The sequence below is a fragment of the Peristeroidobacter soli genome, assembly GCF_004138485.1.
In the GTDB taxonomy this organism is placed as follows: domain Bacteria; phylum Pseudomonadota; class Gammaproteobacteria; order Steroidobacterales; family Steroidobacteraceae; genus Steroidobacter; species Steroidobacter soli.
The window spans coordinates 448,031-467,772 of sequence record NZ_RYEV01000004.1 but is presented as its reverse complement, the minus strand read 5'-3'; the positions used below and the strand labels follow the sequence as shown (position 1 = coordinate 467,772).

Annotated in this window: 17 protein-coding genes; 9 read left to right on the top strand and 8 right to left on the bottom strand. The window is 63.2% G+C overall.

Annotated elements, in window-relative coordinates:
• Positions 1-11 precede the first annotated feature (11 nt).
• From EKO19_RS17765 to EKO19_RS38325, 5 genes are all read right to left on the bottom strand, one after another.
• On the bottom strand, positions 12-2,828 hold the full coding sequence (locus EKO19_RS17765; RefSeq protein ID WP_129777797.1) for a CARDB domain-containing protein: 2,817 nt from the start codon (positions 2,826-2,828) through the stop codon (positions 12-14).
• A 99-nt stretch (positions 2,829-2,927) separates the two neighbouring features.
• Entirely contained in the window at positions 2,928-3,935 is a 1,008-nt protein-coding gene (locus EKO19_RS17760; RefSeq protein ID WP_129777796.1) for a YihY/virulence factor BrkB family protein, read from the bottom strand.
• A gap of 71 nt (positions 3,936-4,006) precedes the next feature.
• Complete coding sequence (locus EKO19_RS17755; protein WP_129777795.1) at positions 4,007-5,407, bottom strand: glycosyltransferase family 39 protein; 1,401 nt, start codon at positions 5,405-5,407, stop codon at positions 4,007-4,009.
• Positions 5,379-6,167: a D-alanyl-D-alanine carboxypeptidase family protein gene (locus EKO19_RS17750; protein WP_157995313.1), complete on the bottom strand. Its 789-nt coding sequence runs from the start codon at positions 6,165-6,167 to the stop codon at positions 5,379-5,381. Before EKO19_RS17750 ends, EKO19_RS17755 begins: the two co-directional genes overlap by 29 nt.
• Before the next feature lie 46 nt (positions 6,168-6,213).
• Complete coding sequence (locus EKO19_RS38325) at positions 6,214-7,248, bottom strand: DUF3617 domain-containing protein (RefSeq protein WP_157995312.1); 1,035 nt, start codon at positions 7,246-7,248, stop codon at positions 6,214-6,216.
• A gap of 185 nt (positions 7,249-7,433) precedes the next feature.
• On the opposite strand from EKO19_RS38325, the gene EKO19_RS17745 reads away from it, so the two are divergent.
• The 5 genes from EKO19_RS17745 (at position 7,434) to EKO19_RS17725 (ending at position 12,726) form a co-directional block, all read left to right on the top strand.
• Positions 7,434-7,787, top strand: a complete 354-nt coding sequence (locus tag EKO19_RS17745) for a DUF1428 domain-containing protein (RefSeq protein WP_129777793.1) — start codon at positions 7,434-7,436, stop codon at positions 7,785-7,787.
• 11 nt (positions 7,788-7,798) lie between these two features.
• The gene (locus EKO19_RS17740) at positions 7,799-8,074 is read left to right on the top strand and encodes a DUF2277 domain-containing protein (RefSeq protein ID WP_129777792.1); all 276 of its coding nucleotides are present in this window, start codon (positions 7,799-7,801) and stop codon (positions 8,072-8,074) included.
• Positions 8,075-8,182: 108 nt separating this feature from the next.
• On the top strand, positions 8,183-9,856 hold the full coding sequence (locus tag EKO19_RS17735; RefSeq protein WP_129777791.1) for a glycoside hydrolase family 43 protein: 1,674 nt from the start codon (positions 8,183-8,185) through the stop codon (positions 9,854-9,856).
• A gap of 71 nt (positions 9,857-9,927) precedes the next feature.
• Positions 9,928-10,740 (top strand): DNA-formamidopyrimidine glycosylase family protein, encoded by an 813-nt coding sequence (locus EKO19_RS17730; protein ID WP_217705423.1) that lies wholly within the window; start codon positions 9,928-9,930, stop codon positions 10,738-10,740.
• Between the two features lie 90 nt (positions 10,741-10,830).
• Positions 10,831-12,726 (top strand): SurA N-terminal domain-containing protein, encoded by a 1,896-nt coding sequence (locus EKO19_RS17725; RefSeq protein ID WP_129777790.1) that lies wholly within the window; start codon positions 10,831-10,833, stop codon positions 12,724-12,726.
• 199 nt (positions 12,727-12,925) lie between these two features.
• Here the strand turns inward: EKO19_RS17725 and EKO19_RS17720 are convergent, their stop codons facing one another.
• The 3 genes from EKO19_RS17720 to gloB all read right to left on the bottom strand — a co-directional run bounded on the left by EKO19_RS17720 (position 12,926) and on the right by gloB (position 16,412).
• On the bottom strand, positions 12,926-13,714 hold the full coding sequence (locus tag EKO19_RS17720) for an enoyl-ACP reductase FabI (protein WP_129777789.1): 789 nt from the start codon (positions 13,712-13,714) through the stop codon (positions 12,926-12,928).
• Between the two features lie 42 nt (positions 13,715-13,756).
• A complete protein-coding gene (locus EKO19_RS17715) occupies positions 13,757-15,394 on the bottom strand; it encodes a LysM peptidoglycan-binding domain-containing protein (protein ID WP_175597096.1) in 1,638 nt (545 codons plus the stop codon).
• A 238-nt stretch (positions 15,395-15,632) separates the two neighbouring features.
• Complete coding sequence (gloB, locus tag EKO19_RS17710) at positions 15,633-16,412, bottom strand: hydroxyacylglutathione hydrolase (protein WP_129777787.1); 780 nt, start codon at positions 16,410-16,412, stop codon at positions 15,633-15,635.
• Between the two features lie 121 nt (positions 16,413-16,533).
• Between gloB and EKO19_RS17705 the strand changes: the two genes are divergently transcribed.
• From EKO19_RS17705 to dnaQ, 4 genes are all read left to right on the top strand, one after another.
• Positions 16,534-17,283, top strand: coding sequence for a class I SAM-dependent methyltransferase (locus EKO19_RS17705; protein WP_129777786.1), 750 nt, complete (start codon positions 16,534-16,536; stop codon positions 17,281-17,283).
• 20 nt (positions 17,284-17,303) lie between these two features.
• Positions 17,304-17,756, top strand: a complete 453-nt coding sequence (gene rnhA / locus EKO19_RS17700; RefSeq protein WP_129777785.1) for a ribonuclease HI — start codon at positions 17,304-17,306, stop codon at positions 17,754-17,756.
• Positions 17,757-17,835: 79 nt separating this feature from the next.
• Entirely contained in the window at positions 17,836-18,960 is a 1,125-nt protein-coding gene (locus EKO19_RS17695; RefSeq protein ID WP_129777784.1) for a DegT/DnrJ/EryC1/StrS family aminotransferase, read from the top strand.
• 6 nt (positions 18,961-18,966) lie between these two features.
• On the top strand, positions 18,967-19,740 hold the full coding sequence (gene dnaQ / locus EKO19_RS17690) for a DNA polymerase III subunit epsilon (protein WP_129777783.1): 774 nt from the start codon (positions 18,967-18,969) through the stop codon (positions 19,738-19,740).
• Positions 19,741-19,742 lie beyond the last annotated feature (2 nt).

The window sequence follows — 19,742 nt, the reverse complement described above, 5'->3', positions numbered from 1 at the left end:
AGACTAGCAAATTACGCGCGCATCGAGCGCCGGCGGAAGAAGAGCAGAAGCAATCCACCGAGCAGCGCCGCGAGATTCATCGCGCCACCACCGCCACCGCCGCTATGGCCGCCACTGCTCGGGTTACCGCCGCCCGAGGGGGCGCTCGTCGCGGTGACCGAACTGGTCGCGACATTGTCCGCAGGGTTGGTGTCGGCGGTGGTCGGGCCGAATATCACATTCGCCGTAGCTTCGACCGAGCCGGCGTTGGTCGCCACCGCGGTGAATGTGAACACTCGCGATGCGCCTGTCGCAAGTGTCTCCAGAGTGCAAGTCGCACCGCCCGTGGCCGCGCTACAGCCACCGGGTAGCGTGCTCAATGTGAAGCCCGAGCCCAGACGAAAATCGAGCGTGCCTTCGGCCGAGCTCGTCGCGCCATGGTTCGTCACCGTCACGGTGTAAGTGACGTTACTTCCTTGCGTGACACTGCTGGTGGAGGGGGCGATGGTGATGCCGAGATCGCCTGCGTCACCGGCGACCGCTGATGCTCGAGCCGAGTTGTCGCCCGCGACGTAGTCGTTCTCGTGTGCCGTCACGGTCGCGGTCACGGGAAGGAAGAGAGCAGCTGTGGGCGTCGTGTATCTCACAACTGCGTTCACGGCCTCACCGACTCCGAGCACGGGCACCGTGCACGTCGTCATCGAGCATGTGCCGCGATCGGCGGTGATGCTCACATTCGTCAATCCGGCCGGTAAGGTGGTCGAGAGTTTCACGACCGTTGCGCTATAGGGGCCGTTGTTGACGGCGCGCACGTTGAAGGTTGATTCCGCGCCTCTGGGCCGCGAACCGCTGTGATCGCTGATCTCGACATGCAGGTCCGGAGCGATTTCCAGCGTGGCCGCGCCACGCAGGCTGGTGCCGGCATAGAGCAACGTCGGATGATTGGGATCGAGCGCGAGTCGGTCGACATACCACGGGCCGCCGGCGTCCGCAGCGCTACGGAGGACTTCCCAGGTATCGCCCGCGTCCACCGAGCGAAGAATCCAGGACGACTCTTTCATGCCGGGCGAGTAGGGATCGAGGCTCGCGACGTAGAGCGTCGTCGGCACCACCGGATCGATGACGACGTTGTTCGCCGATTTATTGGTGATGGCGCTGAACGCCGTATTCGAGAAAAAGGAACTGCCGCCGTCGTTGCTGACCCGCAGACCATTCTCCGTCGCAACGTACATGCGTGCCGAGTCGGAGGGATCGATCGCGACGCTGTTCACGTCCCGGCCATTGAATGACTGAGCCCAGGTGAGGCCGCGATCGGTCGAGCGATACAGGCCGCCCGGACTGCCGGGCTCGTTCCCTTGTGAAACGCCCAGGAACATCCGTGTGGGATCGGCGGGATCGATCTGCAGATCCGTGCTGAGCAGATCCGGGGGAAGATCGGTGCTGTGAGGCGACCACGTCACACCGCCATCGGTGCTGCGATAGATTCCCGCAGCGGGTGCCGAGGAGGCTGGGGAAACGCTGACGTACATCGTGTTCGCATCCTGCGGATCGAACGCGAATACTTTGGCGGCAAAGCCTGCGAGGTCCGTGTTGGGCGCGGTCCACGATTGTCCGCCATCCGTCGAACGGAACACGCCGCGATTGAACACGCCGAAAAAGATCGAGTCCGGCGCGCCCGGCTTGACCGCGAGGCTGGCCTCGCCAAATTCGGCGCTCGGATTCAACGCTTGCGCCGCCGCCAGATTCAGCCGCTGCCAACCGGTGTCGCCGCTGGTTGCAAACAGTCCGCCGCCGGTATTCGCGGTATAGGTGTAGACCTTGGAGCTCGCGGCGGGCGTGGTGGCGAATTGCGTCGGATGAGACGCGGCGGGTGAGAGCGCCGCTTCGGTCCAGTTCAACGCATTGTCGTTTGTATATAGCGCGCCCTGCTGTCCGAGAATGACGATGCGGGAGGGCGTGTTGGCGGCGAAGCTCGCGCCTTCGAATCTGAGAACGGGCAGGTTGCCGAAGGTCGTCCAGGTCGCGCCATGGTCCGTCGTCAGTAGCAGCGGCGCGGTGGTGCGGCTCGTGGCAACGGCTCGGCCCGGCGTCGACGGATCGACGGCGACGGCGAGGAAGGAGCCGCTGGCGGTGCGATTCCAGGTGTCGCCGCGATCGTTGGAAACATACAGACCATCGTTGGCCGCGACGATGAGCTGGGTCGCCGACAGCCGCGCGATGTCATAAATTTTGGTGGTGGTGGAGCCCGGATTTATTTCGGCCTCCGACCACGTGACGCCGCCATCGATACTGCGAGCGGCCTTGGGCTCACTGAAAGAGTAGAGCACGTCGCCGTTCTGCGGATCGACGACGAATTTGCTCGGCGTGTAGGCGAGGGCAGTGGTCGTCGCCTGCGACCAGGACTGGCCACGATCCACGCTGCGATAGACCTGATTCTGCATGGCGTAGTAGGTGGTCGCGCCGTTGGTGCCAACGCCCCACATGCCGGAGCCCGGCAACGCCACTTGCACGAAACTCTGGCCGCCATCGTCGGAGCGAAACAGGCCGTCGTCGATGACGGCGACGTACAGCCGATTGCCGTCGGTGGGATCGACCGCGAGGGTGTTGGCCTGGCTGGCGAAATCCCGAAGGGTGGTCCAGTGGACACCGCCGTCGGTCGAGCGATGCACGCTGCTGCCGTAGGTTGCGTAGAAGACGTTGGCGTCGCTCGAGCTGGCCCGAACGTCGTGAAAAATGCCGCCCGGAGGACCGTTGGTGGTCCAGGTATTGATGCCGGCCTGGCTGTGGGTGGCCAGCATGGCGAGCGAGGCGCCCCACAGCGCCCGGCTCAATCGCGAATCGGAACTCACCCGCTTTCCCTTCAGTCGTCGTTGTTCGAGTCGGGCGGGAGCATAGCAGGTTGGCCGCCAGCCGGCCGGCCGGGCACATTACATATCGTTATTGATCGCTCAATGCCTGGTGCGCTTCCATTCCCAGCCGCGCGGGCCGACCGTGTCGGCCGAGAACGCGCCGCGCTCGCCGATGGGTTTGACCGGACCGACGGTCGTGTCGTGCACCGTCTGTCGCTCGAGCTCGGAGTTGATCTCCGCGCCGAGGATCACGACGTACGCGGACACATAAAACCACATCAACATCACGACCACGCCGCCGATCGCGCCATACGCCTGGCCGAACGAATCGAAGTTGCGAACGTAGATCGCGAACACGGCACCGCCGAGCAGCCACAACGTCGCGGCGATGATGGAACCGGCATTGACCCATTCCCAACGCGGACGCGTGCGATGAGGCGCGAAACGATATAGCACCGACAGGGCAAACGCCGCGACGATCCACAGCAGCAGCCAGCGCACACCGAGCAACACCCACTGCGTCGCTGTGCCCAAAGGAATGAATGCGAGCACGATGGGGACGGCGACGCCGATCAGCACCATCACCACGAACCCGAGCACGCCACAAACCGTGAATGTGAAAGACAGCAGCAGTCGCTGCAGGAACGAGCGGCGGTCGTGCTCGTTGTACGCCACATTCACGGCAGTGATGAGCGCGACCATGCCTTTGCGCGCGCTCCACATCGCAACCAGGATGCCGATCACGACGCCGATGCTGAGTGTCTCATTGCGCTGAGTGACCAGGTTCTGCAGCTGGTTCTGCAGAATTTCCAGGGTCGCGGTGGGCAGCATGCCGCTGAACGATTGGATCTGAGCAGCGATGGCCTCGGGCGAAGCCACGATGCCGTAAATGGCGACGGCGGCCGCGAGACTCGGAAAGACCGCCAGGAGCGCGAACAGCGCGAGCCCGCCAGCAACGATGGACACATTGTCGGCGTCCAGCTGAGCTTGCACCCGCCAGATCACATCCCACCAGCCGCGCCAGGCGATTTCCACCGGTCGCTGTGCCAGTCGTCCCCGATTCGCTTCGGAACTGGCGATCTCGTTGGGATCGACGGACGGAGGCATTTCCAACCCTTGCTCGCATGCTCGTGGACAGAGCAATGACGCAAGCACGAGGCGGGATGTTCCCGACGACGTCAGTTGTAGGTGGCGTGCCGGCAGCGTTTGCGATCGACACCGGGCAGCAGCCCCTTGCGCAGCAGGATCAGATTGATGCGTGAGTAATAATCATCGGCGCTCAATGCGACGGCTCGCTCGAACTCGGTTTCGGCATCCTGAAAGCGACACTCGATCGCATAGGCCATGCCAAGGTTGTTCGCGGCGCGGGCGTTGTCGGGATTGCGAGCGGCGGTGTCTTCCCAGAAGGCGATTTCGGTCTGGTAGATCTGATTGCGCTGATACGTGGCCCAGCTCAGCGCGACCAGCACGACAGCGATGAGCATCGGACGCAGCACAGCTCGGGGCCACGACGTGAGCTGTACGGCCAGCCACCAGGCCGGTCCGATCATCGCCAGATATAGCTGACGATCGTTGGCCACATCGAGGCGCGGCAAGAGCGAGTTCGTCGGTGCCAGCCACAGCAGAAACCACAACGCCGCGAACGCTCCCACGGGCCGCGTGCGAACGTTGAGCAATGCTCCGACGCCGATGATTGCCCAAGCGACGCACAGAAGCGCGCTGAGCCAATCCGCCGGGGAGCTGATGACGGGGAGTTGTGGATCGGCATTGCCATTCGTAATGCGGATCAGCTGGCCGGCCAGATAGAGGAGGGCGCGTGACTGTGTCAGCAGGTTCTCGCCGATCGTGCGGGTGTCGAGGCTCACGGCGAGCAGGCGTCGATAGGTCGGCAGGCTCAACGCGGCCACCAGCATGACCGCCATGAGCACGAGCAAGGGGGTCACGCGCTTCAGCGTTTGCGACCACGGGCGATCGGCGGAGTAGAGCAGCAGCGCGAGCGGCAGGACCAGTGCCGTTTCCTTGGTCGCGACCGCCAGTGCGAAACATGCGCAGCAGCTCGCGAGCCAGGCCGAACCTCGCTTGCTGTCCTCGCTACGAACCCAGCAATACACACTGAGCAAACACAAACACGCTGCGAGTGAACTGGAGCGTCCGGAGATGTATGTGACGGCCTCGGTCTGCACAGGATGCAAGGCGAACAGCAGTGCGGCCAGTAGAGCGGCCTGCGATGCGCTCGATTCAGACAGGCCGGCACGCAGTCCGCGGGTTCGAAGCAGCGACCCCACCAGCGTCGCACTCAACGCGTGAATCAGGACGTTCACGATGCGGAAGCCGATCGGATCCGAACCGAGCGTGAGATTCGAGGCGTAGCTGAGTTTCAGCAGCGGGCGGATGCCCGGCATCGATTGCCACCACGCGGCCAGCGAGTGCACGCGCGGCTCGTTGACGATGACGTTCCAATCGTCGAACTGAAAGCTCGCGCAGAGCGACGGCCACCACAGCACCACCACGGCCAGGGCCGGCAGCAGCGCGAGCCAGGGAATGTTCGTGTCAGTTCGCAAGGAGGGAGCCGAACGCATCTTCGATCATTCCGTGCGCCAGCCACCATCGCTCCGTGCCGCCCAGCATGACCAGCCAGACGTCGTGATTCTGACGGCGCACGTAGGCGATCAAACATTGTCCGGCCTGCGAGGTATTGCCGGTCTTCAGGCCTTCGGTGCCTTGCAGGCGCCCGAGCAGCGCGTTGGTGCTCAGAAACTTGAGGGTGCGTCCGGCACGAGTCGTCAGCTGTGCTTCGGGCAGCGCGGTGAGATGGGCCACGAGCGGCTGCGCCCGCGCGGCGCGAGCGAGCTTCAGTAAATCATTGGCCGTGGTGAACTGGCCGGGCGCGTCGAAGCCGCACGGATCCACGAAGTTCGAATCGCTCATGCCGAGCCGGGCGGCACGCGCTTTCATGCGCGAACGAAACACGGTGAGATCGGACGTGACGCTCTCGACGAGAGTACGGCACGCGTCGTTGGCGGAACGAATCAGCATGGCGGCCAGCGCCGCCCCCGCCGTGATCTGCTCGCCTTCCTTCAGACCGAGCCGGGAAGGCGGGACGCTGGCGGCGTACTTGCTGACAGCGATCCATCGTTCCGCATTCCAATCCGAATCGAGAACGACGAGTGCGGTGAGCAACTTCGCGAGCGAGGCGGGCTGCAGTCGCTGGCTCGGCGCTCGTTGCCACAGCGGTTGCTGATCGAGTACGAGCAGATAGCTGCGTGCCGCCGAGGGGTAGGGATCCGGCGTCTCTGCGTACAGGGGCGAGGTGAGCGTCAATGTCAACGCGCCGGCCACGGAGACAACGGCTTGCCTCCATGATCGGCGCGCGATGTGACGATTGTCAGTTCGAGAACAGGCCACCCAGCGCCTTCTTGCCCTTGTTGAACAGACCCTTGGCCTTCTCGCCGGTGGTCGCAGGCTGTTCCGGATCCTGCGGCTGTTCCTGCGCCTGCTGCTCCGTTGGATCCATTTGCGCAGATTCGCCGCCAGCACGCGACTGGCGCCGCTGCTCGTCCTGGTTGCTGGCGTACTCGGAACAGAAGCTGCGATAACGCTCGTTGATCGCGGTATAGCGACGGCCGGCACACTGCTGAGCCGCGAGGCCCGCGGCCAGGGTCGGACATTCGGTCGCGATGTAGTTCAGATCGTTCTTCTGCTCGGCGAGCTTGCACATCGAATCGCGTTCCTGCTCGAGCGAGAAGCCGCAGGCTCGTGCCGACTCGGTGAGCGGCTTGGCTCGTGCATCATTCGGGTTGAAGCGAGCGGCGCGGCGTTCCTGCTGGGAGAGACGACGGAAGTTCTCGGGCTTGCGCACGGCGTCGCAGTAGGTGCGCTTGTCCGCGGGATCCTTGCACTGAGCGAGGAAGAAAGGATCGTTCGCTTCGGCGGCCATTTCGTGGCAGCGCTGTTTCATCTGTTGCTCGGCGAGCTTCTGCTGGCGCTCGGCGTCGGCCTGGATTTTCTTGGCCATGAAGTTGACTTCGCTGCCGTCGCACTTGCCGACCTTCTGGCCTTCGTAGTTCATCACCATGGTCTCGCCGCCGCTGGTGATTTCCATCTTGCCCTTGTAGTGATCGGGGCCCATGTAGGTGAGCTGCGCCGAGCCCTCGGCGGCATTCTCGCCGGTACAACGCATTTTGAAGCTCTGCACGTTGCCGACGCGCTTGTTGTCGTAGATCTGACACGAGTCGTCGGTGCGGACCGGCGCCGAATCGTCGCCGGGCTGTTTGCAGATTTCGGAGGTCTGGCCGGGCATGGACATGCCGCCCATCTGCATCTGGTTGGTGACCTTCCACTTCTCGCCTTCGATGCCCTGGGCCAGGGCCAGCGAGGTGCCGGCACAGGTGAGCAGCACTAACGCGCACGCTTTCTTCATGGGGGTTCCTGCACGGGTAGTAGGATGCGCGCAGGCTCGCATGCCGTTTCGTCGTGGTCCATGTCCCGTCAAGGCAGTTGACTTTTGGCTGACAAAGGCGTGGCGCAACAAAATGTCAAAGCGAGTGTCGGAACCTGCCTGGCCGGCACGTCCTCGAGGTGAGATTCACCGACAGGAGAGCCCCGATGGCCTATGTAGACGGTTTCGTAGTGCCCGTGCCGAAGGACCAGGTGCAGGTTTATAAAGAGAAGGCCCGGATCTGTGGCGAGGTCTGGAAGAGCCATGGCGCCTTGAGTTACGTCGAATGCGTCGCCGACGATGTTCCTTATGGCGAGCTCACGTCGTTCCCGCGCGCCGTGCAGGTGAAGCCCGAGGAGACCGTGATCTTTTCCTGGATCACCTATGAATCGCGTCAGCAGCGCGATGCGGTCAATGCGAAAGTGATGGAAGATCCGCGCATGAAGGCCATGTTCGAGGAAATGCCGATCGATGCAAGGCGCATGATTTTCGGCGGTTTCGAGATGTTGTTCAGTTTGTGACGGAGTGCGGCATGTGTCGGAACATCAAAACCCTGTTCAATTTCGAGCCGCCAGCCACGGACAGCGAGATTCACGACGCATCCCTGCAATTCGTTCGCAAGCTCAGCGGGTTCACCATTCCATCGAAGGCCAATGAAGCGGCCTTCGAGCGCGCGGTGGCGGAGGTTGCCGCCGCCGCGCGCACCTTGATCCAGTCGATGACCACCCATGCCGAGCCGAAGAATCGCGAGATTGAGGCGGAGCGGGCCCGCGCGCGCAATGCCATCAGGTTCGGTGCGAAGGACTGAAAAGCGAACCTGCGCGTGACCCAGGTTTGACAAGGCGCGCACGCCCGTTGAATACTTAACTCATACAAAAGCGGTTCTGATTTCTGTCGAGGGGGAGGCGCTCGCGGCATGGCCTGGGTCCTGGTCCTTCTCGCCGCATTCTTCTCCGTTGCACAGGCCGCACCGCGTCTGGAACGACAGGGCAGCGCGCCGACGGTTTCGTTCGATTGGTTCGAATACACGGGCAAGGATGCGGTGTTCGAATCGCCGCTGCCGGCCGGCAGCTATCGCAATCCCATCCTCGCCGGCTTCTATCCCGACCCGAGCGTCACTCGCGTCGGCGGGAAGTTTTATCTGGTGAACTCGACGTTCGGCTATTTCCCCGGCATTCCCGTGTTCGAAAGCAGCGATCTGGTGCACTGGCGGCTGTTGGGTCACGTGCTCGAGCGGCCGTCGCAATTGCGCTTCGACGGCTTGGGGATTTCGCGAGGCGTGTTCGCGCCGGCGATTCATCATCACGACGGCGTGTTCTATGTGCTGAACACGCTGGTGGACAGCGGCGGCAACTTCATCAGCACCGCGAAGAACCCCGCGGGGCCGTGGTCGGATCCAGTCTGGCTTGCCGAGATCGACGGTATCGATCCGTCATTGTTCGTGGATGCAGACGGCAAGGCGTACGTGCTCAACAATGGCGTGCCACCCGAGCCGCCGAAATATGACGGTCATCGTGCGATCTGGATGCAGGAATTCGATCTGCAGCGGATGAAGCTGATCGGTCCACGCCGTGTGTTGTTGAATGGCGGAGTGGATATTTCCAAGCAACCGGTCTGGATCGAAGGGCCGCATCTGTTCAAACGGGGCGAGTGGTATTACCTCATGTGTGCCGAAGGCGGCACGAGCGTGAATCATTCCGAAGTGATCCTGCGCTCCAGAGCGGTGTGGGGACCGTATGCTCCGTATGAGAACAATCCGATTCTGACGCAGCGGGATTTACCGAAGGAGCGCGCGAATCCCGTCATCAACGCCGGTCATGCGGACCTGGTGGAAGCGCCCGATGGCACGTGGTGGGCGACGTTGCTGGGCTCGCGGCCGTATGACGGCGTGAATTATCACACCGGTCGCGAGACCTATCTGCTGCCCGTGACCTGGAAGAACGATTGGCCGGTGATTCTGGAACAGGGCAGGCCCATTCCTCATATCGCGACTGCGCCGAAGCTTCCCAATGCCAATCGCGACGTCGCGCCGCTGACCGGCAATTTCACCTGGCGCGATGAGTTCGACCGCCGCGAGTTGAATCCGGCCTGGCTGCAAGTGCGCGCGCCGAAGCGACAGTGGTTCGATCTCGCGAGTGAACCCGGTCGTTTGAACGTCGCACCCACCGATGAGCGTCTCGATGGCAAAGCCAACCCCGCTTACCTGGGCCGACGGCAGCAACATCTCGCCTTCGAAGCCGGCACGTCGCTGCGCTTGCCGAAGGAGCCGGGCGTGGCGGCCGGCATCGCGGCCTTTCAAAACGGCCAGCATTGGTACTTCCTGGGCGCGCGCCGAGACGGCGATGCCGTGCAGGTTTTTCTGGAAAAGCAGAATGGCGCGACGACACAGCAGCTGGCGGCCGCGACGCTGAAATCGACGGGTGACATCAAGCTGAAGATCACCGGCGAAGGCCGTGAGTATTCGTTCTACTACGATGCCCGCGGCTGGCAGCCGCTGCTGAAGAACGATGACGGCTCCATTCTGAGCACCGAGGTCGCAGGAGGATTCGTCGGCGCGACGCTTGGACCACACGCGCGGCTGGAGCACTGAGCAAGCACGCGCCGCTGCGGCAGTCCGCAACGATACATGAGGAACCTTGGCGTGCTGGATTGATTATTTCCATGACGCGTGAGAGGCGGGCGACGTCGCCCGTCACGCCGGATTGGAAAGTCATGCCTGAAGGTCCGTCGCTGGTCATCCTGCGTGAGCAGGCGCAGATATTCAAAGGCAAGCGCGTGCTTGCCGCCGAAGGCAACTCGAAGATCGACAAGTCGCGCCTCGCCGGTCAGCGCATCGTGTCGTTGCGCACCTGGGGCAAACATTTCCTGATCGAGTTTCCCGCCTTCACGATCCGGATTCATCTCTTGATGTTCGGTCGTTACTGCATCAACGAACGCAAGCCGGCTAAGCCGATTCGTCTCGGCTTGCGCTTCGCGCGCGGGCAGGAGCTGAACTTCTACAACTGCGCGGTTCGATACATCGAAGGCAATCTCGACGACACGTACGACTGGGGCGGCGATGTCATGTCGGCTTCATGGGATGCCGCCGCTGCCCGCAAGAAGTTGCGCGCCATGCCGCAGACGCTGGTCTGCGATGCACTGCTGGATCAGAACGTGTTCGCCGGCGTCGGCAACATCATCAAGAACGAGGTGCTGTTTCGGATCCACGTGCATCCGTGCTCCAAGGTCGGCGCGCTACCGCCCGCCAGGCTGCGCAAGATGGTGGAGGAGGCGCGGATCTACAGCTTCCAGTTCCTGGAATGGAAGCGGGCGTTCGTGCTGAGGCAGCACTGGCTGGTCCACAACAAAGGCGTGTGTCCGCGCTGTGAGATCAAACTGCATCGCGCCCACCTGGGCACCACCCACCGGCGCACTTTCTTTTGCGATCGCTGTCAGATCCGGTATTCATCGGCCCGCCGCTCCGCCGCTAAATAAAGTACGTGTTACTATCGCGGCCCCCGGCCGTATGGCGCGCCCGGCAAGTCGTTCGGAATCAATCGCTTAGGGACCAAACCCGCCCGTCACATGCTACAAACCATCCGCGACAAGATCACCGGCTGGGTCGCCGGACTGTTCCTCGGTGCCATTGGCGTCGTGTTCGTGTTCTGGGGGATCGACTTCCAGTCGACCAACGCCGCGTTCGCGGCCAAGGTGGACGGCGAGCGCATTCCGGTGGAAACCGTGCGTCAGGCCTGGCAGCGCCGGCAGTCCCAGTTGCAGCAGATGCTGCGTAACGAACTGCCGCCGGAGATGGCCAAGGCTCAGCAGAAGGCCATCCTCGATCAGTACATCCAGCAGACGCTGCTCACGCAGCGGGCCAACGACTTCGGCTACAAGGTCAGCGACGAGGCACTGGCCCGGCGCGTGATGGAAATTCCCGAGTTCCAGGTCGAGGGCAAGTTCAACGCGGACCGTTACAACGGCCTGCTCCGGCAGAACGGCCTGACCGAGGCGCGCTTCGAGTCGCAGCTGCAGGGCGATCTGTTGCTGGAACAGTTGCAGAAGGGTGTGGTGGACTCGGCGTTCGCCGTGCCTTACGAGCTCGACCGGCGCTACGCGTTGGAGAAACAGCAGCGCGAAGTCGATTACGTGCTGATCGCAGCGAACGACTTCCTGCCGTCGGTGACCGTGACCGATGAGCAGATCCAGAAGTTCTACGAGCAGAACAGCAAGGACTTCCTGCTGCCCGAGACGGTGGATCTGCAGTACATCGAGCTGACGCGCGAGCAGGCGGAATCCAAGGTCGATGTCAGCGAGCAGGCGTTGAAGGAGCATTTCGAGCAGGTGAAGGACCGCTTCACCTCGCCTGAGCGTCGCAAGGGGCGTCACATCCTCATCACCGCGACCGACGGCCTCGACGATGCCGCTGCTCAAAAGAAGGCGCAGGAGCTGACCGACAAGGCCAAGGGCGGTGCCGACTTCGCGCAGCTCGCGAAGCAGAACTCCAAGGATCCGGGCTCGGCCGCGCAGGGCGGCGATCTGGGCTGGGCGCAGAAGGGCATGTTCGTCGGTCCGTTCGAAGATGCGCTGTTCAGCATGAAGCCCGGTGAGATCCGCGGCCCGGTGAAGACCCAGTTCGGCTACCACGTGCTGCAGTTGGAGAATGTCGAAGCCGGTCGTCAGCAGACCTTCGATGAGGCGCGCGCCGAGGTCGAAGCGGAGTTCCGCAAGGACAAGGCACAGACGGCCTTCTACGACGATTCGCAGAAGATGGCCGACGCGGCGTTCGCGGCGCTGACCGAACTCGATACGGTGGCGAAGTCGATGAACCTGCAGCTCCATGACATCAAAGGTTTCACTCGCGAAGGCGGCGGTGAGTTCGGCGCCGACAAGGGCGTGATCGACGCGGCGTTCAGCGAAGACGTGCTGGATCGCCGGCAGAACAGCCCGCTGGTTGCGGTTGGCGAGGACAAGGCGGTGGTGTTGCGCGTCACTGCTCACAAGGAAGCTGAGCCGCGTCCGCTGGCGGAAGTTCGCGGTCAGATCGAAGCGCGTCTGCGTTCGCAGGCGGCGCGCGAAGCCGCGGCTGCGAAGGGTGCGGATGCGGTGGCTCGTCTGCAGAAGGGCGAGAGCTGGGAGTCGTTGAGCGCGCTGGGATTGAAGCCGGTCGGCAAGCGCTTCGTCACCCGCGATGATTCGATTGCGCCGCCCGCGGTGCTGCGCTCGGTGTTCCAGGCGTCGAAGTCGGAGTTTTCCGAAGCCAAGCCGTATGTCACTGGCGTCACCACGGACGATGGCAACTACGCGGTGGTGGCGGTCTCGCAGGTTCGTAGCGGCGAGGCGGACAAGGAGCCGGCGCAGGAACGTACGGCGCGTCGCCGTCAGGCCGAAGTGCGAGCGGGCAATGAAGAGTTGACGGCGTACGTCGACGAAGCTCAGCGCAACGCGGACATCGTGCGCAACGACAAGGTCTTCGAATAACGCAGCCGCGTTGAATTTTTAGACGCTGATCGCCGGCTCGGAGAGGAAAGGTCGGCAATCAAGCCGGTCGTCGGCTTGGAGAGGAAAGGTCGGCAATCAAACTGGTCGTCGTTGCGGCAGGGGCAGTCGCCGGCGATGTCGAGGCAAAAAAACGCCGCGGTCTTCGTCAGAAGCCGCGGCGTTTTTCATTTGAGAGATATCAATCGCCTTCCGGGAAGGACATGCCGACGGTGCTGAAGCCGGCGTCGACATAGATGATCTCGCCGGTGATGCCGGCCGCGAGATCTGAGGCGAGGAACGCTGCAGTGTTGCCCACGTCTTCGGTCGTGACATTCCGGCGCAGCGGCGCGATCGACGCGACGTGGCTCAGCATCTTGCGGAAGCCACCGATGCCGGCGGCCGCGAGCGTCTTGATCGGACCGGCGGAAATGCCGTTGACGCGAATGTTCTTCGGGCCGAGGTCGGCGGCGAGGAAACGCACACCCGCTTCCAGGCTCGCCTTCGCGAGGCCCATCACGTTGTAGCTCGGCAGCGAACGCACGGCGCCGAGGTAGGTGAGGGTGAGGATGGAGCCGGCGCGGCCTTCGAGCATCGGCTCGGCCGCTTTGATGACGGCGGTCAGGCTGTAGCTGGAGATGTCGTGCGCGATGCGGAAGTTCTCACGCGTCGTCGATTCGACGAAGCCGCCGCGAATCGCATCGGACGGCGCGAAGGCCACGGCATGGACGATGATGTCGAGCTTGTCCCAGCTCTTCTTGAGAGCTTCGAAACCGGCGGCGATGCTCTCGTCGCTGGCCACATCCATTTCGAACACGGACGCCGCGCCGAACTCCTTGCCCATGCCTTCGACGCGATCCTTGAAGCGTTCCTGATAGCTGAACGCCAGTTCCGCGCCTTCACGCTTCATGGCCTGAGCGATGCCGTAGGCGATGGACCGCTCGGTCGCCAGTCCGATGATGAGGGCGCGTTTGCCTGCGAGGAATGCCATGAACCGCTCCAGTGAAAAAACTGGAGCGTAGTTTAACGGATACTAGATTCCCGCGCGGCGCCGGTCTTCGATGTACATCACCAGGCGCTGGCCGGGTTTGATCACGCTGCGCTTGGTCAGGTTGTTCCAGCCCAGCAGGTCGGTCAGGCGCACGCGGAACTTGGTGGCGATGGTCGACAGCGAATCGCCGCGGCGAACTACGTACGTGGTCGAACGAGCCACGTTGCTGCTGTCGGTGGCGGCGAGCCTGGCGGTGCCGGGGATCGAGAGCTTCTGGCCGACGCTCAGCGTGTCGTCGCTGTCCAGGTTGTTGGTGTTCGCCAGCCGCTCCATGGGAACGCCATAGGTCTTGGCGATGCTCCACAGCGTGTCACCAGAGCGCACGACGTGCTTGTCGGCGGCCGCCCGGCTGCGTGCAGGCGTTGGCTCTTCATACGAGGCGAGCTGCGCGGCGCTGGGCAGTTTCACGCCCGTCGGCGCGGCTGCGATCAGCAGCTCCTGACCCGGATGAATCATGGTGCCGCGAATCTTGTTCGCGCTCTTGATCGCCGCGACCGACAGGCCGTACTTGTCGGCGATGCCGCCCAGCGTGTCGCCACGACGCACGCGGTGATACACCACGCGCACGCGCTCCATCGGGGGCAGGGCGGCGATGCCGGTCTTGAAACGCTCGTGACGATCGATCGGGACCAGGATCTGGTGCGGACCGTCCGGATCGGTGATCCAGTGATTGAAGGCCGGGTTCAGCGCCAGGATCTCTTCCTTGGACAGGTCGGCGAGCTCGGCGGCGACGTGCAGATCGAGCTGGCCGCCGACATCGACCTTCACGAAGTAGGGCGAGTTCGGAATCGGCGAGAACGCCAGGCCCTGGGCGGTCGGGTCGCCGACGATGCGGCGCATGGCGAGCAGCTTCGGTACATAAGCTTTGGTCTCGCGCGGCAGCTTCAGACTGAAATAGTCGGTGGGCAGGCCGGCGTTCTGATTCTTTTCCAGCTCGCGAGCGACGCGGGCCTCGCCGCAGTTGTACGCGGCGACGGCGAGCAGCCAGTCGCCATCGAATTCGTCGTGCAGGAATTGCAGATAGTCCAGCGCGGCATTGGTGGACGCGACCACGTCGCGGCGACCGTCGTAGTACCAGTTCTGCTTCAGACCATAACGGCGGCCGGTCTCGGCGATGAATTGCCACAAGCCGGAGGCGCGGGCGCGGGAGAAGGCGACGGGATTGAAGGCGCTCTCGACCACCGGCAGCAGCGCCAGCTCGAGCGGCATGTTGCGGGCTTCGAGCTCACCGACGATGTAGTGCAGATAGCGCTCGCCGCGCTTGAAGGTGCGATCCAGGTAATCGGGATGATTGACGAACCAGCGCAGCTCCACGTCGACGGACGGATGATCGACGTCGCTCAGGGTGTAGCCCTTGCGGATGCGTTCGAACAGGTCGCCGCCTTCGGGAACCGGGGCGCCGTCCTGGCCCAGCTCTCGCACCAGGCGCGGACCGGTCTGGTCGAGGGCTTCGATGGCTTCCTCGATCTGCTCCGGACCGGACACGCCGATCGCGGCTTCATCGAGCTTGGTGATGGTGGGATCCAGTTCCACGAATTCGACCGAATCTTCGTCGTCTTCGTCGCCCTCGGCGTTCGAGGCCAGGTGGCTGCAGCCAGCCGTCAGGACCGCGAAGGTCATTGCTAAGAACGCTGGCAGCGCGGACGCTGGTCGCCACTGATACATCTGATCCCTCCACCTGCCTCGCCCCTTATGATTCGTAAGGAGGCAGGCGCCAAAACAAAAATGGTCGGCCCTTGATACTCGGCGTCAGCCGAGCCGGCGGGCGACTCCCATCACTCTCCGGTGCCCGTGCACCTTGCTTGAATATCGAACGTAATACGTGCCGTGTCCTTGCATGCCGTCACCTCGGCGGACACTAGCGAAAACTGTCCTTCCACTGCCGGATGACAGCGAATACTTCTGGCTCACTAGGTAACCCGCGACCGGCATAGGCTTCAGCGGCCTGTTTCACAGTCTGATCGTTACAGCGCAGGAACGGGTTCACATTCCTCTCCCGCCTGATGTCCGATGGAATCGTCGCCTCATCCCGAGCCCGCAATTCGCGGCACTGAGCCATATAGCTCGCCGCGGCTTCGTTATCCGGCTGCACCGCCAGGCCGAACTTCAAGTTACTTAGCGTGTACTCGTGGGCGCAGTACACCAACGTTTCGGCAGGCAGGGCCGCAAGCTTGGACAACGAATCGTGCATTTGTTCCGCGGTGCCCTCGAACAATCGACCACAGCCGGCGCTGAACAGGGTGTCGCCGCAGAACACGGCGCCATGACCGACGTAGGCGATGTGACCGGCCGTGTGCCCGGGGACGTCTAGCACGTCGAACGCCAGCGCGAGCTCAGGAAAAAGGGCGCGATCGCCTTCACGCAGCCGCTGGGGATTGCCGGGAATGACTTCGCTGGCCGGTCCGTAGATCGGAATTCCAGCGCGGTTTTGCAGCAGTTCAGCGACGCCGCCGACGTGATCGCCGTGATGGTGGGTGATCAGCAGTCCGGCGAGCGTGAGATTCCGGGAGGCGAGGGCGCGTTCGACAGGTTGGGCATCGCCCGGATCGACGGCAACGACGTGCGAGGGATCGCGTGGCGAATGAATCAGCCAGATGTAATTGTCAGTAAATGCCCGAACCGGGGTCACTTGCAGCATCGTTGTGGACCGACCCCAGAAAGAACCGTACCAGGGGGTATTAAACATGCCATGTCGCTGAGCGGCAAGAGTTAATCCATGTACCGAACCCAGGCTGCCGCGGATCCGTTATTCTCGCGTTATGACCGAACCCTCCGCCCTCGACCTGCAAGCCTGGCTGCGCTCGCCGCTCGGTCAGCGGGTCTATGCGCTCGAGCGCAAGCTGGCGGGCGAGGCGCTCGCCCAGGTGTTCGGTTGGCAGCTGCTGCAGATCGGCCAGTGGGGCGACGACGATGGTTTGATGGCCGAAGCGCGTACTCAACGCAAAACAGTGCTGGCCTGGCACGGCGCTCGTGCGCCAGGGGCCGCGACCGCGATTCGCTCGCGCACCGACTCGCTCGCGATTCAGTCGGATTCGGTCGATGCCGTTTTGTTACCGCACACCCTGGAATACGAACCTGAACCGCACGAGATCGTGCGCGAGGTGGGACGCATTCTGTCTGGCGAAGGGCATTTGATCGTGTTCGGTTTCCGGCCGTTCTCCAGCTGGGGACTGCGCCACTGGTTCGCGAAGAATGGATTTCCGCCCGGCATGGAGCGGATGATCGGTGAAGGCCGGTTGCGCGACTGGCTCAAGCTGCTCGGGTTCGAGATCGTCGACTCGCGACGTTATCTGTTCAGCTTGCCGTTCAGTGCGAGCTCGCCGTCGTCGCAACGATTTTTCGAGCGCAGCGGCAATTATCTCTGGCCGATGTTCGCCGGCGGCTATCTGATCAAGGCACGCAAACGCGTGTACACGCTGACGCCGATTCGTCCGCGCTGGCGGTTGCGTCCCAAAGTGGTCGGCGGTCTCATCGAGCCGAGCACGCCGCGCAACGCGAATCGCATGTGATTCACCGCCGCTGTCAATAAATGGCCGCAGTCGAGATCTATACCGACGGTGCCTGCCGCGGCAATCCCGGGCCGGGCGGATGGGGCGCGATCCTGCGCTCGGGCGGCCATGAGAAAGAGCTCAAGGGCAGCGAACCGCTCACCACCAACAATCGCATGGAGCTGACCGCGGCGATCCAGGCGCTCGCGGCGTTGAAGCGCGGCTGCGAGGTGGCGCTGTACACCGATTCGCAGTACGTGCGCAAAGGCATCCTCGAATGGATGGCGCAGTGGAAGTTGCGCGACTGGCGAACCGCCGACAAGAAGCCGGTAAAGAACGTCGATCTGTGGCAGGCGCTGGAACGCGAGATCGCGCGGCACAAGATCGAATGGCATTGGGTGAAAGGTCACGCCGGCGTGCCGGGCAACGAGCGCGCGGATCGGCTGGCGAACCAAGCCATCGACGAAATGCTGGCGCGCCAGCCGGTCGGCTGACCCGCATCATTGCAGATCAGCAACGTCGCGCCATGCGCTATCATGCGCGCCAGTTTGCGACCAACCGCCGGGTTTCTCCATGGACTTCATCGATCTCAAAACCCAGTACCGCCGCGTGCAGGACTCGGTCAATGCGCGCATCCGCACGGTGCTGGAGCACGGCCAGTACATCCTCGGCTCGGAGACGGTCGAGCTCGAGAACAAGCTTGCCGAATACGTCGGCGCGAAACATTGCATCGGTGCCTCGAGCGGCACGGACACGCTGCTGATCGCGTTGATGGCGTACGGCATCGGGCCGGGCGATGAAGTCATCACCTCGCCGTTCACGTTCATCGCGACGGGCGAAATGATCGCGCTGGCCGGCGCGAAGCCGGTGTACGTCGATATCGACGCGCGCACTTACAACATCGATCCGAAGCTGATCGAGCAAGCGATCACGCCGCAGACCAAGGCCATCATGCCGGTGTCGCTGTACGGCCAGTGCGCCGATATGGACTCGATCAACGCGATCGCGCGCAAGCATCGCATTCCGGTCATCGAGGACGCGGCGCAGAGTTTCGGTGCGAGCTACAAAGGCAAGCGCTCGTGCGCGGTCTCCGAGGTGGGCTCGACGTCGTTCTTTCCTTCCAAGCCGCTGGGCGCGTATGGCGATGGCGGCGCACTGTTCACCGACGACGACAATCTGGCCAAGTTGATGCGCGAGATTCGCGTGCACGGCCAGGATCGTCGTTATCACCATCCGCGTCTCGGCATCAACGGCCGCCTCGACACGCTGCAGGCGGCGGTGTTGCTGGCGAAAATGGAAATCTTCCCGGACGAAGTCGACGCCCGGATCAGGATCGGCGCGCGTTACTCCGAGCTGATCGACGAAGCGTTCGCGAAGCAGAGCGATCCTGCGCGCAAGGTCGTCACCCCGTACATCGCGCCCGACTGCACGAGCGTCTATGCGCAGTACACGGTTGAAGTGGCGGATCGGGCCAAGGTGGAGCAGGGCATGAAGGCGCGTAGTGTTCCCACTGCCGTTCATTACCCCGTGCCGTTACATTTGCAGCCCGTGTTCGCGAGCCTCGGCCAGGGCGTAGGCACGTTCCCGGTTGCCGAAGCCGTCGGCAACCGAGTGATCAGTTTGCCCATGCACCCGTATCTGACCGAAGCACAGCAGGTGGAAGTCGTGAACGCGCTCAAGGAATCGGTGTTGGGCTAACGGCTGATGCGTCAAATCATCCTCGATACGGAAACCACCGGCCTCGAGCCCGAGCAGGGCCACCGCATCATCGAAATCGGCTGCGTCGAAATGATGAACCGGCGCAAGACCGGTCGCACCTTCCATCGCTATCTGCGGCCGGATCGCGAAGTGGATCGCGGCGCCATCCAGGTGCACGGCCTGACCAACGAATTCCTGGCGCAGCAGCCGCGCTTCGCCGACGTGGTCGATGAGCTGATCGAGTTCATCAGCGGCGCCGAGCTGATCATTCACAACGCGGCGTTCGACCTGGCCTTCCTCGACGCCGAGTTCAAGCGTCTGCCGGGGCCGCCGCGACAGACCCGCAAGCTCTGCAACGTCATCGACACGTTGCCGCTCGCGCGCCAGATGCATCCGGGTCAGCGCAACAGCCTGGACGCCCTGTGTAAACGCTACGAAATCGACAACTCGCATCGCGAGCTGCACGGCGCGTTGCTCGACGCGCAGATCCTGCTCGAAGTCTATCTGGCGATGACCGGTGGCCAGACCGCGCTGATCCTCGGCGAGGAAACTGCAGCCAGCAAGGATGTCGGATTCGAGCCGGTCGCTGTGGTCATGCGGCCTCGAGGCGTGCTGCGTGTCCTGCGGGCGACCGAGGAGGAATTGGTCGCGCACGAGCGCATGCTGACGACAATCGACAAGAGCAGCGGCGGCAAGACGCTGTTCAAACAATTGGCGTTGCCTGAAATCCCACCGGCGCCGGTGCCCGCAGCGGCGCAACCCGCGGCGGCCATGGCCTGATC

What these genes read in the sequence shown, in the direction of transcription:
- EKO19_RS17760 (WP_129777796.1), bottom strand. Translation starts at nt 3,935, where the DNA reads ATGCCTCCGTCCGTCGATCCCAACGAGATCGCCAGTTCCGAAGCGAAT.
- EKO19_RS17755 (WP_129777795.1), bottom strand. Translation starts at nt 5,407, where the DNA reads ATGCGTTCGGCTCCCTCCTTGCGAACTGACACGAACATTCCCTGGCTC.
- EKO19_RS38325 (WP_157995312.1), bottom strand. Translation starts at nt 7,248, where the DNA reads ATGAAGAAAGCGTGCGCGTTAGTGCTGCTCACCTGTGCCGGCACCTCG.
- EKO19_RS17745 (WP_129777793.1), top strand. Translation starts at nt 7,434, where the DNA reads ATGGCCTATGTAGACGGTTTCGTAGTGCCCGTGCCGAAGGACCAGGTG.
- EKO19_RS17740 (WP_129777792.1), top strand. Translation starts at nt 7,799, where the DNA reads ATGTGTCGGAACATCAAAACCCTGTTCAATTTCGAGCCGCCAGCCACG.
- EKO19_RS17735 (WP_129777791.1), top strand. Translation starts at nt 8,183, where the DNA reads ATGGCCTGGGTCCTGGTCCTTCTCGCCGCATTCTTCTCCGTTGCACAG.
- EKO19_RS17730 (WP_217705423.1), top strand. Translation starts at nt 9,928, where the DNA reads ATGACGCGTGAGAGGCGGGCGACGTCGCCCGTCACGCCGGATTGGAAA.
- EKO19_RS17725 (WP_129777790.1), top strand. Translation starts at nt 10,831, where the DNA reads ATGCTACAAACCATCCGCGACAAGATCACCGGCTGGGTCGCCGGACTG.
- EKO19_RS17720 (WP_129777789.1), bottom strand. Translation starts at nt 13,714, where the DNA reads ATGGCATTCCTCGCAGGCAAACGCGCCCTCATCATCGGACTGGCGACC.
- EKO19_RS17715 (WP_175597096.1), bottom strand. Translation starts at nt 15,394, where the DNA reads ATGACCTTCGCGGTCCTGACGGCTGGCTGCAGCCACCTGGCCTCGAAC.
- gloB (WP_129777787.1), bottom strand. Translation starts at nt 16,412, where the DNA reads ATGCTGCAAGTGACCCCGGTTCGGGCATTTACTGACAATTACATCTGG.
- EKO19_RS17705 (WP_129777786.1), top strand. Translation starts at nt 16,534, where the DNA reads ATGACCGAACCCTCCGCCCTCGACCTGCAAGCCTGGCTGCGCTCGCCG.
- rnhA (WP_129777785.1), top strand. Translation starts at nt 17,304, where the DNA reads ATGGCCGCAGTCGAGATCTATACCGACGGTGCCTGCCGCGGCAATCCC.
- EKO19_RS17695 (WP_129777784.1), top strand. Translation starts at nt 17,836, where the DNA reads ATGGACTTCATCGATCTCAAAACCCAGTACCGCCGCGTGCAGGACTCG.
- dnaQ (WP_129777783.1), top strand. Translation starts at nt 18,967, where the DNA reads ATGCGTCAAATCATCCTCGATACGGAAACCACCGGCCTCGAGCCCGAG.